The sequence below is a fragment of the Maribacter sp. UH1 genome, from assembly GCF_056839145.1.
On record NZ_CM166387.1, the window covers coordinates 3,544,009 to 3,557,182 of the forward strand.

The 13,174-nt window shown below is 34.5% G+C and carries 13 protein-coding genes and 2 tRNA genes; 9 read left to right on the forward strand and 6 right to left on the reverse strand.

What is annotated here, in order from left to right; all coding sequences use genetic code 11:
- Positions 1 to 83 precede the first annotated feature (83 nt).
- The 4 genes from clcA to UH1x_RS15345 all read left to right on the forward strand — a co-directional run bounded on the left by clcA (position 84) and on the right by UH1x_RS15345 (position 3,617).
- On the forward strand, positions 84 to 1,403 hold the full coding sequence (gene clcA, locus UH1x_RS15330; protein WP_482622771.1) for a H(+)/Cl(-) exchange transporter ClcA: 1,320 nt from the start codon (positions 84 to 86) through the stop codon (positions 1,401 to 1,403).
- 198 nt (positions 1,404 to 1,601) lie between these two features.
- On the forward strand, positions 1,602 to 2,129 hold the full coding sequence (locus UH1x_RS15335) for a general stress protein (RefSeq protein ID WP_482622773.1): 528 nt from the start codon (positions 1,602 to 1,604) through the stop codon (positions 2,127 to 2,129).
- Between the two features lie 44 nt (positions 2,130 to 2,173).
- Entirely contained in the window at positions 2,174 to 2,710 is a 537-nt protein-coding gene (locus tag UH1x_RS15340) for a hypothetical protein (protein WP_482622774.1), read from the forward strand.
- 130 nt (positions 2,711 to 2,840) lie between these two features.
- On the forward strand, positions 2,841 to 3,617 hold the full coding sequence (locus tag UH1x_RS15345; RefSeq protein WP_482622775.1) for a M90 family metallopeptidase: 777 nt from the start codon (positions 2,841 to 2,843) through the stop codon (positions 3,615 to 3,617).
- Positions 3,618 to 3,631: 14 nt separating this feature from the next.
- Here the strand turns inward: UH1x_RS15345 and UH1x_RS15350 are convergent, their stop codons facing one another.
- From UH1x_RS15350 to UH1x_RS15360, 3 genes are all read right to left on the reverse strand, one after another.
- Positions 3,632 to 6,004: a glycoside hydrolase family 15 protein gene (locus UH1x_RS15350; RefSeq protein ID WP_482622777.1), complete on the reverse strand. Its 2,373-nt coding sequence runs from the start codon at positions 6,002 to 6,004 to the stop codon at positions 3,632 to 3,634.
- 243 nt (positions 6,005 to 6,247) lie between these two features.
- Positions 6,248 to 6,320 (reverse strand) — tRNA-Lys (locus UH1x_RS15355).
- 97 nt (positions 6,321 to 6,417) lie between these two features.
- Positions 6,418 to 6,493: transfer RNA gene (locus tag UH1x_RS15360), tRNA-Lys, on the reverse strand.
- 141 nt (positions 6,494 to 6,634) lie between these two features.
- Between UH1x_RS15360 and UH1x_RS15365 the strand changes: the two genes are divergently transcribed.
- The gene (locus tag UH1x_RS15365) at positions 6,635 to 7,150 is read left to right on the forward strand and encodes a shikimate kinase (RefSeq protein WP_482626512.1); all 516 of its coding nucleotides are present in this window, start codon (positions 6,635 to 6,637) and stop codon (positions 7,148 to 7,150) included.
- On the opposite strand, the gene UH1x_RS15370 is transcribed toward UH1x_RS15365, so the two are convergent.
- On the reverse strand, positions 7,142 to 7,639 hold the full coding sequence (locus tag UH1x_RS15370; RefSeq protein WP_036153260.1) for a phosphoribosyltransferase family protein: 498 nt from the start codon (positions 7,637 to 7,639) through the stop codon (positions 7,142 to 7,144). The genes UH1x_RS15365 and UH1x_RS15370 overlap by 9 nt on opposite strands.
- Positions 7,640 to 7,687: 48 nt before the next feature.
- Positions 7,688 to 8,116 carry an RNA-binding S4 domain-containing protein gene (locus UH1x_RS15375; protein ID WP_051941947.1) on the reverse strand — a complete coding sequence of 143 codons (429 nt, stop codon included), beginning with the start codon at positions 8,114 to 8,116 and terminating at the stop codon, positions 7,688 to 7,690.
- 78 nt (positions 8,117 to 8,194) lie between these two features.
- Between UH1x_RS15375 and UH1x_RS15380 the strand changes: the two genes are divergently transcribed.
- The gene (locus UH1x_RS15380; protein ID WP_482622778.1) at positions 8,195 to 9,154 is read left to right on the forward strand and encodes an FKBP-type peptidyl-prolyl cis-trans isomerase; all 960 of its coding nucleotides are present in this window, start codon (positions 8,195 to 8,197) and stop codon (positions 9,152 to 9,154) included.
- A 70-nt stretch (positions 9,155 to 9,224) separates the two neighbouring features.
- Here UH1x_RS15380 and UH1x_RS15385 read toward each other — a convergent pair whose 3' ends face one another.
- Positions 9,225 to 9,815 carry an outer membrane beta-barrel protein gene (locus UH1x_RS15385; RefSeq protein WP_482622780.1) on the reverse strand — a complete coding sequence of 197 codons (591 nt, stop codon included), beginning with the start codon at positions 9,813 to 9,815 and terminating at the stop codon, positions 9,225 to 9,227.
- 230 nt (positions 9,816 to 10,045) lie between these two features.
- On the opposite strand from UH1x_RS15385, the gene tgt reads away from it, so the two are divergent.
- The 3 genes from tgt to UH1x_RS15400 are packed head-to-tail and all read left to right on the forward strand — an operon-like array spanning position 10,046 to position 13,144.
- A complete protein-coding gene (tgt, locus tag UH1x_RS15390) occupies positions 10,046 to 11,176 on the forward strand; it encodes a tRNA guanosine(34) transglycosylase Tgt (RefSeq protein ID WP_396634992.1) in 1,131 nt (376 codons plus the stop codon).
- Positions 11,176 to 12,258, forward strand: coding sequence for an LptF/LptG family permease (locus tag UH1x_RS15395; protein WP_396634991.1), 1,083 nt, complete (start codon positions 11,176 to 11,178; stop codon positions 12,256 to 12,258). Before tgt ends, UH1x_RS15395 begins: the two co-directional genes overlap by 1 nt.
- A complete protein-coding gene (locus tag UH1x_RS15400; protein WP_482622782.1) occupies positions 12,245 to 13,144 on the forward strand; it encodes a DMT family transporter in 900 nt (299 codons plus the stop codon). Before UH1x_RS15395 ends, UH1x_RS15400 begins: the two co-directional genes overlap by 14 nt.
- Positions 13,145 to 13,174 lie beyond the last annotated feature (30 nt).

Below are 13,174 nucleotides of genomic sequence, written 5' to 3' on the forward strand. Positions count from 1 at the left end.
CTGATTTGGGTCATGCAATAGGCTGCCCTAGCTTTTTAATATTGTAATAACATATTTAACAGTATAGACTTTAAATATTTTAAATGAATAGTGAAAGAAAAATCAGTTTTATCAAAAGATTGGTAATTAGTGACATAAGTAATTACAAACTCTTACTATATGCACTTTTGGTAGGTTTGGTTACAGGTTTGTTGAGTTCACTCTTTAGATTGATACTTTCCCGTCTTGTAACGTTAAGAACAATTTCTAAAATAGTGGGTTTTAATCAGTTTGGTCTAGATTGGTTATGGTCAATTTTCTTCACTTTTCTAGGTGTTTGGTTTTCAATTTTCTTAGTTAAAAAATATGCACCAGAAACTGCAGGTAGCGGAATTCAAGAGATAGAAGGTGCTCTAGATGGTTTAAGACCAGTTAGATGGCGTAAGGTTCTACCGGTTAAATTCATAGCATCGTTATTCTCTTTAAGTAGTGGTTTGTTACTTGGCAGGGAAGGACCAACTGTACAAATTGGTGCTAATGTTGGTAAGATGACCGAAGATGTTTTTAAGCAACCGGTAGAAGAAGATAATCCTTTAATAAGCACAGGTGCCGCAGCAGGTTTGGCAAGTGCTTTCAATGCTCCTTTTGCAGGTATTATTTTTGTAATCGAGGAAATGAACGGTCATTTTAAATTTAATTTTTATTCATTAGCTGCACTTATGATAGGGGCAGGTTCTGCAGATATGATTGTTAGACTATTAATAGGTGGCGGCCCTATTCTTAAAACAACCATTTTTACTTTTGAAGAACTATCAGGTATATGGTTGTTTGTATTGCTAGGTCTTTTACTTAGTGTTATAGGAATTGCATTTAATAAAACATTGATACTCTCTCTAGATTTTTTCAAAAACTTAAAAGTGAATTATGTAATAGTAGCGTTGATTTTGGCACTCGTAATAACTGGTGTGGGTTTAATTTCAGATGATATGGTCGGAGCAGGTTACAGTACCATATCACATGTTTATAATAGTTCTTTTACCATGAAGTTTCTTTTGTTGCTATTTGTAGTTCGGTTTATTCTTTCTGTTCTTAGTTATGGGTCTGGAGTACCAGGAGGTATTTTTACTCCCTTAATAACTTTAGGAGTAATTATAGGTATGCTCTTTGGCGGTGTAGCGCAACATTTTTTTCCAGAGCTTGTACTTGATCCTGCTATTTTTGCTGTTGCCGGTATGGCGGGCATCTTTGCCTCAACCATTAGGGCTCCACTTACAGGTTTGGCGCTTTCAGTAGAAATGACGGCAAATTATGAGTTGATTTTGCCTTTGATTTTTACTGCGGTTACAGCTTCTGTTTGCACTACTATTTTAGGTAATGCTCCTATTTATTCAATTTTATTGAAACGGATTTTAAACAAACAATAATTTTTATTTCAAACAAGATTTATCCCTTTTTCTGTATTTATTGAAATGTTTTTGATTACTACAAAACCAAATAAACTATTCGTTAAAATAATACTAAAATTTATGGAACTGATGTAGGTCAGCCATATAGCTTTATGAACCTTATACTTTTATTCTATCAAAACACTAATTGTAGGTTTAACAATTAAATAGAATAGTATGAAAAAAGAAGTAACTGTTGCAATATGCGACTCTCATGAGAAAGCTGAGAAGGTAGTTAAAGAGCTTCAAGAATCTGGCTTTGATATGAAAAAACTTTCTATTGTTGGTAAAGATTACCATGAGGAAGATAAGGTCATTGGTTTTTATAATACCGGAGATAGAATGAAAACCTGGGGATCGGCAGGTGCTTTTTGGGGAGGCATTTGGGGATTTGTCTTCGGAGCAGGTTTTTTCTTGATACCAGGGATAGGACCGGTAGTGCTAGCAGGACCAATAGTATCTTCATTAGTAGGTGGTTTAGAAGGTGCAGTAGTTGTAGGCGGATTGTCCGCTTTAGGCGGAGCTCTTTTTGGAATTGGAATACCAAAAGATAGCGTGCTACAATATGAAACTGCTTTAAAAGCCGATAAGTATTTGGTTATTGCTCATGGTTCTACTGAAGAACTAGAAAAAGCAGAGAAAATAATGTCTGATACCGCAGGCACTGAAGTTGAAATGCAGACAAAAGAATCTGTGGAAGCCTAAAGATTTAATAATTATAACTGAAGTTCATTTTAAATTTTAAAAACATGAAAACAATAGTTTTAAGTGCAGTATTAATGGGGTTGACTTTACAATCTAATGCACAAGATTTGTTATTTAAAGCAAAATTAGAAGTAGAAGATGTTCCTGAATTAGTGGTAACAGCTTTAGAAGAAGATTTTCCGGATTTTACTATAATAGAGTATAATGCTATACCAGTAGAATATGTAGAAGGTGATGTTTATATAAACCCCAATATAGATACTAATGCTGATTATGATACCTATGAAATAGATATGCATACGGCGGGTAAAGAAGTTACTGTTACCTATGATAGAGATGGTGAACTGATTAAAATTACAGAGCATTTTAAAAATGTGGCTCTACCTTACAGTGTAAGTAAATCTATAGCAAAAGAATATCCTAATTGGAAAATATTAAAAGATTCTTATGATATGGTACAAGTTGGTGATAATAAAGCAAAAAAGAGATATAGGGTAGTGTTAGAGAATCATGGTAAAAAAATTCATGTGCATACCAATGAGAAAGGAAAAATTTTAAATCATCATAAACGCCGAGTATAAAATTGAAAAAATACCATTAGTGTTAATCAATGGTATTTTTTTAATTGGTTGGTTTTTGATAGAACAGGCAGTAATAGGGTTGGGGAACATCTATTATTGTCTGTTTTTTTAAAACTACTTAACTTTGACTATGTCCAATAGTCTTTATGTTTTTTTGCCTTTATTACTTTTTGTTTTGGTTATAGTATGGAGGGTTTGGTTCTATAAGAAAACCATTAATCTAGATAACTTTAATGATACTTGGCGCAATATTCTTAATAAAGAAGTATCATTTTATGCAGATTTGTCTGCAACCGACAAGTTACGTTTTGAACAAGAACTATTATATTTTTTTGATGATGTAACTATAACCGGTGTAAAAATAGAAATTAATGATACTGATCGTTTGTTAGTAGGGGCTAGTGCTGTAATACCCTTGTTTGGTTTTCCTGAATTGCGATATCGTAATATTAATGAGGTTTTACTTTACCAAGGTAGTTTTAACGATGATCACCAAACGGAAGGTGATGGACGTAATATTTTAGGAAAGGTAGGTAAAGGAAATATGAATCGTTTAATGATTTTATCATTGCCCGCCCTACGTGCAGGATTTAAGAATGAGAATTCCTCTAGCAATGTTGGTATTCATGAATTTGTGCATTTAATAGATATGGCTGATGGTGCCGTTGATGGTCTTCCTGAAAGTCTTATGCAAAAACAATATGTAGCCCCTTGGTTGAAATTGATGCACAAAGAAATTGAAAGTATCAAAAAAAATAAATCTGATATTAATCCATATGGGGCAACCAGTGAAGTTGAATTTCTGAGTGTGGCGAGCGAATATTTCTTTAATAATCCAGAGCAATTTCAAGAAAAGCATCCAGAACTTTATAGTATAATGAAGAAAATGTATCGATATTCTTCTTGATTATAAAATGAATTTTATTCACTAGTTACTGAAACAGAATAATTTTTTCCTTCCCATTTGTGAGCTTGGTTCCAGTAAAATGTAAATTGTATGGTTGTCACTTCTTCATTTTTGGGTTCAATATCGGTCGCAAATAATCCAAAGTTCAAATCCTTAGCCTTTGTTCTAAAAGTTGTTTTCCAATTGTCATCCGTCCAAAGAACAGTACATTTAGCCAAAGTTTCAATACGTAGTATTTTTCTTTTCATCAAAGTTTTTACACCATTGTCAAAACGCCATATTGCGGTATTAGATTTCTTTTTCTCTTTAAGATAGCGTTGGCAGGTATTAAGTGGCATGTCAAAAACTTTTTTATACTCTATAGAAATACAAAGCTTTATGTACTCTGCATGTGCCCATGTTAAAGGCATTGCAGATCCTGTATGTTCACCACGGTATAAACCTTTTTCTGGAATACTATCTTTATCCCATATTTGTTCAGGTATTAAACCTTTGTTTGCAAAAGCCTCCATTGCCATTAAACAATTATGGGCTTTTTCAATATTACCCGCAGCTATTTCATAATGACCTCTTTCTCCAGTTAATAGAGGCCAAGCCCTGCCTTTTCCAGTACCGTTGTAGGGTTCACCGTTATCATGCTCTCCATAGCCATCATTATTATATCGATACCAACAATCTCCATTGGGTGTGTTAACTTTTAATTCTTCATCGATAATCTTTAATGTGTTTATAATTTTAGGGTCTTTGGCATCACGAAGTCCAAACCTTACTAATGCTAAAGCGTCTACACTTACTAATTCATTGATTTTGGTTTTACCATGATCTAAATGATGATTTTTTAAATTGATTGTTCTATCGCCTAATTCTGATGCGGCAATGTCTGAAAATGGATTTATACGTATATAATATCCATCAACGTCGTGTTTTTTTGCTAGGGGAGTATCAGTAACATAGGTGCGATGTTCTAAAGTATCGTTCCAACTATCTGCGGTTTCGCGACAATAGTTGGCAAAATCATTTTCATCATTTAAGTCCGCTAGCTCAGCGCCTGCCAATAAAGCTGCAATTTCCGTAGCCATTGTAAAAGGAGAGAACCCACTTTCTTCTTCCCAACGATCTTGATCGGTATAAGGACCATTGACCAAAAGAAATACTATAGCTTTTTTTGCCAATGGCCAGTACCTTTTTTGTCGGCTTTTACTCATTGTATTTCGTAAGTAGCCTTTTAAAATCTCTAATATGGGTAGTGCAATTTGGTCCATTTGTAGCCCAGACCAGTTTGGTTCTCCTTGAAGCCACATATTTTGTGGCCAGCTACCATCTTCATTTTGTGTAGACATTAAGTAATTTACAATTCTAGATACATCTGCTTTTGTCTCCAAAGCATTGAAACCGCCTGCTGTCTCTACTAAATCTCTAGGCCACACTACATGGTATCCACTTTTGTCAGAATCACCTTTTGTACCTCCCCAGGGTATAGATAAACTAGCTATGATACCACCAGGAAAGTTTTTAGCTTCGTGCATACGTAGTATTGCAGCACTCATTTTAAAATTTTTTGCAGATATTTTAGGTAACGTATTCTGCCAAATTTGCCATTCTTGGATATACCTTTTTTTTGCAGTATCAAAACCATTCAGAATACTTGCCCTAGCATGATTAGCAGCTTCGATATGTGTTCTGCCAAAGCTTATTGCTAAAACAAGTTCTTTTTCTGTGACATCAATTTCTCCGGTGCACGCTATATTTCCTTTAGTGGCACTATCATATTGCCATTTCAATTCTCCGTGTTGCCTAATATCTAACCAACCGTCAGAGGTGCCTACATATCCTACAGAGCGTTTTATCCATTTTGAAGAACATGCCATTGCTAGTGCTATATCTCCATTTTCAGCAAAAAACATCTCTACCCCTTTATAACTGCCTAACCAGCCTGTATTGTTACCTCCTTCATTATTTAAATGCGGGGCAAGAAGGGCAAAAAGTCGTAACGGTAAATTAGGGTCCTTTTGGTCAAAAGTAATATGTTGTAAAATAGTATTTCTAAATGGGTCGATAATGACCTCTTTTGTAATTTGATATTTATTGAATCTATCTGTATTTAAAATTCTATATGCTGGTATACCTTCTTTAAGTGTTTCAATTTTGTGTTCTGTATCCCGTTTTTCTTCTGAGAAGAACTCATGCCCATCTGTTACAATAAAGCCCATGTCGCGTAAACAAGCAATATCTTCACGAGGGTAGTAGGCTTCATTGAGAATACCGTGACTAAGGGTGAAAGTAACATCTGAAGCGGGGTTAAGCGCCTTTCCAATACCTGACTTGGTACTAGATGTCCATCTGGCATCTATACCTGGTTTGCCTGGTGCTTCTAAGTTTTGAGACATATGTTGAATTGAAATTACCTATTTCAGTTACTTAGGAATAGTGTTGTATATTATAGATAATATATTAAAAGGGTAAAGTTATCTTATGTGTTAGATTTAGTATATGACTTGTGTCAGTCGAAAAGGATGTAAAACTGTCTAGAGTTTAGATAGAAGATATAGCAGAAATTCGAGATATAATTATATAAGAGATAAGTAGAAACAAAAAAACCTCCAAATAATACATATTTGAAGGTTTTAAAGTGACCTGGCTGGGGCTCGAACCCAGGACCCTCTCCTTAAAAGGGAGATGCTCTACCAACTGAGCTACCAGGTCAAAATGTCTAAAGAACTTACTAGGTCATTAAGTCAAATAAATCAACTCAAAACTTTAAATAAAAAAGCCTCTTTTTTTTGAAGAGGCTAATATTTAGTGGTGACCTGGCTGGGGCTCGAACCCAGGACCCTCTCCTTAAAAGGGAGATGCTCTACCAACTGAGCTACCAGGTCAAAAGCATATTCAGAATTAATATTCCCTCAATGCGGGTGCAAATATACGTCGATAACTTTATTTTGCAAGCCATTTATGAGATAAATTTATTTTTTTTTGAAAACCCTTTTATTTAGTCCAATTTTGTGCAAATGAAAGAAGTGAAAATTGTTTTGGTAGGTTACATGGGTAGTGGTAAATCTACAGTTGGTAGAATTGTTGCTAACCATTTGAATATTAAATTTTTAGATTTAGATGATTATATTGAAGAAGGTGAGGAGATGTCTATCGCTTCCATTTTTGAGACTAAAGGAGAAATATATTTTAGAAAAAAGGAAATAGAATACCTTCAAAAAGTTTTTTCAAAAGAAGGTAGTTTTGTGCTTTCATTAGGTGGTGGTACGCCTTGTTTTGGAAAAAATATGGAGCTAATCAATGAAAAAACTGCCAATTCTTTTTATTTAAATGTGGGTATAAATGAACTGACCGATCGTTTAAAGAAAGAAAAAAGTCATCGCCCAATGATTTCTCATTTAGATGATGAAAAATTAACTGAGTTTATTGGCATGCATTTATTCGAGAGAAGCTTTTTCTACAATCAGGCACATCAGAAAATAAAGAGCAATAATAATACACCAACTGAAATTGCAGAAATGATCGTAAATAATTTAGTCTAAATAGACTCTGTCATTTTTAGTTTCAAAATGCACGTTTACATGCTCTTGCAATGAGGTCGATAGAGAAATTCCTTTATAATCTGCCTTAACCGGATATTTCTTGTGGTTTCTATTGACCAATACTGCAGTTTTAAGTTGCTTTAAAGGGGTTTTTAGAAAGTGGTGTACTCCATATATTAATGTAGTACCGGAATTTAGAACATCATCAACGATTACGACCGATTTATTTATGAAGTCATTATCAGGCAAAGAGGTAGTTACACCACTACCTAACGGATTTTTCTTGTCCATAGATAGTTTGCATAATACAATTTTAGCCTCGGTAATCTTTTTAAGTTTAGCAACGATCTTCTTTGCAAATTGTAATCCGCCGCCTTCTATACCTGCTATTATGATTTCCTCTTCAGAAACATTAGCTTCATAGATTTGGTACGCTATGCGTTCAATTTTATGTTGAATCTGCTGATGTGAAAGTATGGTCTGTTGCATTTGCTATTCTTAAAACAATAAAGATAGGTATGTTTTTAAAAGTTTTTGTTAATCTTCTGTTTCTTTACTTTTAATATTGGGTTCTGCTGTTTGGTCATCATTTGTATTTGAAGGACCTTCTAGATAATCATCAATATCTCGTCTATCTTTTTTTGTGGGTCTGCCAATTCCTTTTTTACGATAATAGTCTTTTGAATATTGCAATAGTTCATTATGCTCAAAGGCTTCTTTTGGTGTAGTATCTTTTCTGTATATGTCTACTAATTTTGCGCCAACACGACTTGGTGGTATGTCAAGAACAGTAAGTTTATAATCGATTTGATTTTTGCGCACTACTATTTCATCCATCGGAAAAACTTCTTTGCCTGGCTTGGCAGTGTTACCGTTAATTTTCACATGACCTTTTTTGCATGCGGTAGATGCAATGTTACGTGTTTTAAAATATCGTATACTCCACAAGAATTTATCTATGCGCATTATAGGTTGCATTTCTTTGTTAACTTCCAAACAAAAATAGGGGAAAATTGTATCTTGCGCGTTCAAAATAAATTATTGATGAAATTAAGAAATGCATACTTACTAATAGCTGGCTTAATTATTTTAGGTTCATGTAGAAATGATGATGATGCTATTGGTGAAGTTGTACCACCAAGGTTATTGAGTGAAGTTACCATAGAGGATGATGCTGAGATTATAGAGTTTTTGAAGACTCATTTTTATAATGATGACGAGTTTGAAACGCCACCAGAAGGATTCGATTTTAAGATTAAATTCGATACCATTGCTGGCGACAACAGTTCTAGACAATCACTTTTTGATAGTCCTAATTTAATTACTCAAACAATTACTGTTGATTCTGAAAATTTGGGTAGACCGGATGATGATGAGGTAGTTGATCAAACTCTTTACACACTTATAGTAAGACAAGGAGTTGCTGAAGGCAAACCAACAATTGGTGACTTTTGTATTCTTAGATATGAAGGATTATTATTGGATGGTACTCTTTTTGATGCTTCCGTTAATCAGCCAATTCGCTTTAATCTTTCTTCTGTAGTGCAAGGTTTTGGTAACGGTATGAAAAACTTCCAAACAGGTAACGGTCCTATAGAAAATGGAGATGGTACCGTTAGTTATGAAGGATATGGAATTGGGGCTATTTTTATGCCTGCGGCATTAGCTTATTTTGATTCATCTCCTAATACCGTAGTACCAACATATTCGCCACTAATTTTTAAGGTTGATGCATTTACATATGAACCAGATTCAGATTTTGATGGTGATGGAATTCCTTCAATTTTAGAAGATATAAACGGAAACGGTAATCTTAGTGATGATAATACTGATGAAGACTTAGAAGGATTTACAGTGTTTTTAGCAAACTTTAATGATACCGATGATGACGGTGACGGTATTTTAACAATTGACGAAATTGAGTTGGATGCCGATGGTAATTTTGTTGGTTTCCTTGATACGGATGGTGACGGAACTCCCGATCATCTTGATAACGACTTATAGAAATTTATTCTAAAGAATAAAAAAACCTCTTAAGTAGTCTTAAGAGGTTTTTTGTTTCTTGTTGTTTTGTTTACATCGTTAAAGACAAACTTAATATCAATTGATCTGGTCTAGTGTCTATTCTACTTGGTCCTAGATTTGTAATGTTCGTATTTATAAAAGAAGCTTCGTTATCACTAAATCCTCTCTCATAGCGTAAATCTATCCCTAATTTACCAAGGTTAACTCCAGCACCGATATTCATGCCAACGGAAAAATCATTTTCCACATCGTCAATAGTAATACCGTCAAATTCAGTGTCTAAAATGTATTGAAAACTAGGTCCGGCAAAAACATGCAACGGTCCAACCAAGTTGATGCCTAATAATACCGGTACATCTAATTTGCTCATATCAAAATCAGCTCCATCATAATCAGACTTTGTTTTGGTATATACCAACTCTGGTCTAACATAAACTTTAGAAGCACCAATTTTTCCGAAGATACCTACGTGGTACCCAATGTTTCTATCAGGATTTCTAGCAACATCTCCCGCAGATTCAAAATAATCTCCGTTTGCGTTGTAATTTAATCCTCCTTTAATACCAAATCCCGAATCACTCTGTGCCATTCCATAAAACCCAGAGAGTGCCATGAAGGCAACTAAAATTGTTTTTTTCATATCGTTGTTGTTTTAAGTGGTACATGTAGCAAATACGATACCAAATGTTCCATTTCTCGTTATACCATCAGAACGGAGGTAAAATATCTTTATTGTTTTGTATTTCGTTTGGGTCAATTTCAATTTTATAAAGTCACGCTTTGTAATTTATTGGTTTCATTAACATCTTTGCTTTTTATTAAGTTTTTCCCACAGACAGTTCATTATATTTGCAGCTAGATTTAGAAATTTTGAAGTTTACACTACACAATACCGATTTACAATCAAAAGCTAGGGCAGGTACCATTGTTACCGATCATGGTACTATTGAAACCCCAATATTTATGCCGGTGGGCACGGTAGCCTCTGTAAAAGGAGTGCATCAAAAAGAACTAAGAGAAGAGGTAAACCCAGATATTATTCTTGGAAATACCTATCATTTATTTCTTAGACCCAAAACTGAGATTTTAAAGAAAGCAGGCGGACTCCATAAATTTATGGGTTGGGATAGAAATATTCTTACAGATAGTGGTGGTTACCAAGTATATTCTTTATCCGGTAATAGAAAGATTAAAGAAGAAGGGGTCAAGTTTAAATCGCACATTGACGGATCCATGCATTTGTTTACACCAGAAAATGTAATGGAAATTCAGCGTGTAATCGGTGCGGATATCATTATGGCTTTTGATGAGTGCACGCCTTACCCGTGTGAGTATAATTATGCAAAGAGATCTATGCATATGACGCATAGGTGGTTAGATAGATGTATCAATCATTTGGAAAAAACACCTTTTGAATATGATTATGCACAAACATTTTTTCCTATCGTACAAGGGTCTACTTATAAAGATTTAAGAAGGCAATCTGCAGAATATATAGCAAATGCGGGAGCTGAAGGGAATGCAATTGGCGGATTATCTGTTGGTGAGCCCGCTGAAGAAATGTATGGTATGACAGAGGTGGTGTGTGAAATTCTACCGGAAGATAAACCAAGGTACCTTATGGGTGTTGGTACACCTATTAATATCTTGGAGAATATTGCCTTGGGCATAGATATGTTTGATTGTGTGATGCCTACTAGAAACGCTAGAAACGGAATGTTGTTTACCGCACACGGTACCATTAACATTAAGAACAAAAAGTGGGAAGATGATTTTTCTCCTATTGATGAAATGGGAACCACTTTTGTAGACCGTGAATATTCTAAAGCTTATTTAAGACATTTATTTGCTGCTAATGAATATTTGGGTAAACAAATTGCCACAATTCATAACTTAGGCTTTTATATGTGGTTGGTGCGTGAAGCACGAAAGCATATTATTGCAGGAGATTTTAGAATGTGGAAAGATATGATGGTAAAACAAATGGATAAAAGGCTATAATGCTATCAATAATAGATAAATACATTCTAAAACGGTATCTAGCGACTTTTTCGCTAATGCTTTTGTTATTCATTCCCATTGGTATTATGGTGAATTTGGCAGAACAGATCGGTAAAATGATCGATAATGAAGCACCGTTGAATGAAATAGTTATGTATTATGTGAATTTCACCATTTACATTGGTAATCTATTGTTTCCTATTTTTTTATTCTTATCTGTAATATTCTTTACCTCTAAACTTGCTAACAATACCGAGATTGTTGCCATATTAAGTTCTGGGGTTTCTTATGGTCGGTTTTTAAGACCTTACATTATTGGAGCTTCTATGGTAGCTGTTTTAATGTTCTTTATGACCATGTTTATTGTACCCAACGCTAGTGTGGGCTTCAATGAATTTAAATACAAATACCTTAAAAAAGGCAAACAAGATCGGGTCACCAACAATATCTTTAATCAGCTCAATGAAACCGATTTTATTTATGTGAGTAGTTTCGATCCAGCTAGGCAGTTGGGTCATAATTTTACATTTGAGCGTTTTAAAGAAAACAATGAATTGGATTTTAAAATATCTGCCGCAAATATTAGATGGGTAGATAAGGATTCTAGTTACCGATTAACTTCCTATAAAAAACGTACCATTATGGGGGATACGGCAATTATTGAAAGTAAACGTAGGTTAGATACCATTTTTGCTTTTGATATAGGTGATCTTACCCCGGTTTCATACGTTGCAGAAACAAAGAATCTTTTTGAATTGGACACCTTTATTAAGGACCAAAGGAGAAAGGGTGCATCTAATATTAATACCTACGTCTTGGTTAAATATAAGCGTTGGGCGTTGCCGTTAACAGCTTTTATATTGACTATTATTGCTGTTTCGGTATCGTCGGTTAAGAGACGTGGTGGTATGGGGGCTAACTTAGCATTTGGTATTTTAATTGCTTTTATATTTATATTTTTTGATAAGGTATTCGGTGTACTGGCAGAGCAATCGGGCTTTTCTCCTTTACTTGCGGTTATCATACCTAATGTAGTTTTTGGATGTCTGGCATTTTATCTACTTCAAAATGCAAAAAGATAGAATACTTAATCTACTACACTTACATTTCATTGTCTTTATTTGGGGCTTTACAGCCATTCTAGGAAAGTTAATTACTATAGATTCATTACCCTTGGTGTGGATTAGAATGGGTATGGCAACCTTATTTATAGCAGTATATATACTTTTTGCCAAATTCAGTTTAAAAGTTTCAAGGAAAACATTTTGGTGGTTGTTAGGTGGGGGAGTGGTTGTCGCTTTACATTGGGTAACCTTTTTCTTGGCAATTAAAGTCTCTACAGTATCTGTAGCATTGGCCATGATGTCTACAGGAGCTTTTTTTACAGCCTTAATGGAACCTTTTTGGTATAAGCGAAAGATAATAGGCTATGAGATTTTCTTTGGGTTAATGGTCGTAGCGGGGCTCTATTTAATATTTAAGGTAGAAACAGAATATGTTTTTGGTATGGTCATCGCATTGATATCGGCATTTTTGGCAGCAGTCTTTTCATTGATAAACGGTAAGCTGGTTCAAACTCATCGTCCATCGGTTATATCTTTTTATGAATTAGGCGTGGGCATGGTTTTCTTATCAATAATTTTAATTGCTAAGGGTGATTTTAGTATGTCATTAATAACACTGCCACACATGGATTGGGTTTATTTAGTAGTATTAGCCCTTATTTGTACGGCGTATGCCTTTATTGCATCGGTAAAGATTATGCGTGTTTTAACTCCATATACGGTTATGCTTACAACAAATCTAGAACCGGTCTATGGTATTTTTTTAGCTTGGTTTATATTTGGATCAGAAGAAAAAATGAAACCTATGTTTTATGTGGGAGCCTTAATCATACTCAGTACGGTCATTGCGAACGGTATTTTAAAACAAAGAGCAAATATTAAAAAAAGGGTACCCAAGATTTAGGTATTAAAGTTTTATCTTTGAGCCGCAACT

Coding starts and splice junctions, on each gene's coding strand:
- UH1x_RS15385 (WP_482622780.1), bottom strand. CDS start 9,815: ATGAAAAAAACAATTTTAGTTGCCTTCATGGCACTCTCTGGGTTTTAT.
- UH1x_RS15350 (WP_482622777.1), bottom strand. CDS start 6,004: ATGTCTCAAAACTTAGAAGCACCAGGCAAACCAGGTATAGATGCCAGA.
- UH1x_RS15345 (WP_482622775.1), top strand. CDS start 2,841: ATGTCCAATAGTCTTTATGTTTTTTTGCCTTTATTACTTTTTGTTTTG.
- UH1x_RS15370 (WP_036153260.1), bottom strand. CDS start 7,639: ATGCAACAGACCATACTTTCACATCAGCAGATTCAACATAAAATTGAA.
- UH1x_RS15340 (WP_482622774.1), top strand. CDS start 2,174: ATGAAAACAATAGTTTTAAGTGCAGTATTAATGGGGTTGACTTTACAA.
- UH1x_RS15400 (WP_482622782.1), top strand. CDS start 12,245: ATGCAAAAAGATAGAATACTTAATCTACTACACTTACATTTCATTGTC.
- UH1x_RS15395 (WP_396634991.1), top strand. CDS start 11,176: ATGCTATCAATAATAGATAAATACATTCTAAAACGGTATCTAGCGACT.
- UH1x_RS15335 (WP_482622773.1), top strand. CDS start 1,602: ATGAAAAAAGAAGTAACTGTTGCAATATGCGACTCTCATGAGAAAGCT.
- clcA (WP_482622771.1), top strand. CDS start 84: ATGAATAGTGAAAGAAAAATCAGTTTTATCAAAAGATTGGTAATTAGT.
- UH1x_RS15375 (WP_051941947.1), bottom strand. CDS start 8,116: ATGCGCATAGATAAATTCTTGTGGAGTATACGATATTTTAAAACACGT.
- UH1x_RS15380 (WP_482622778.1), top strand. CDS start 8,195: ATGAAATTAAGAAATGCATACTTACTAATAGCTGGCTTAATTATTTTA.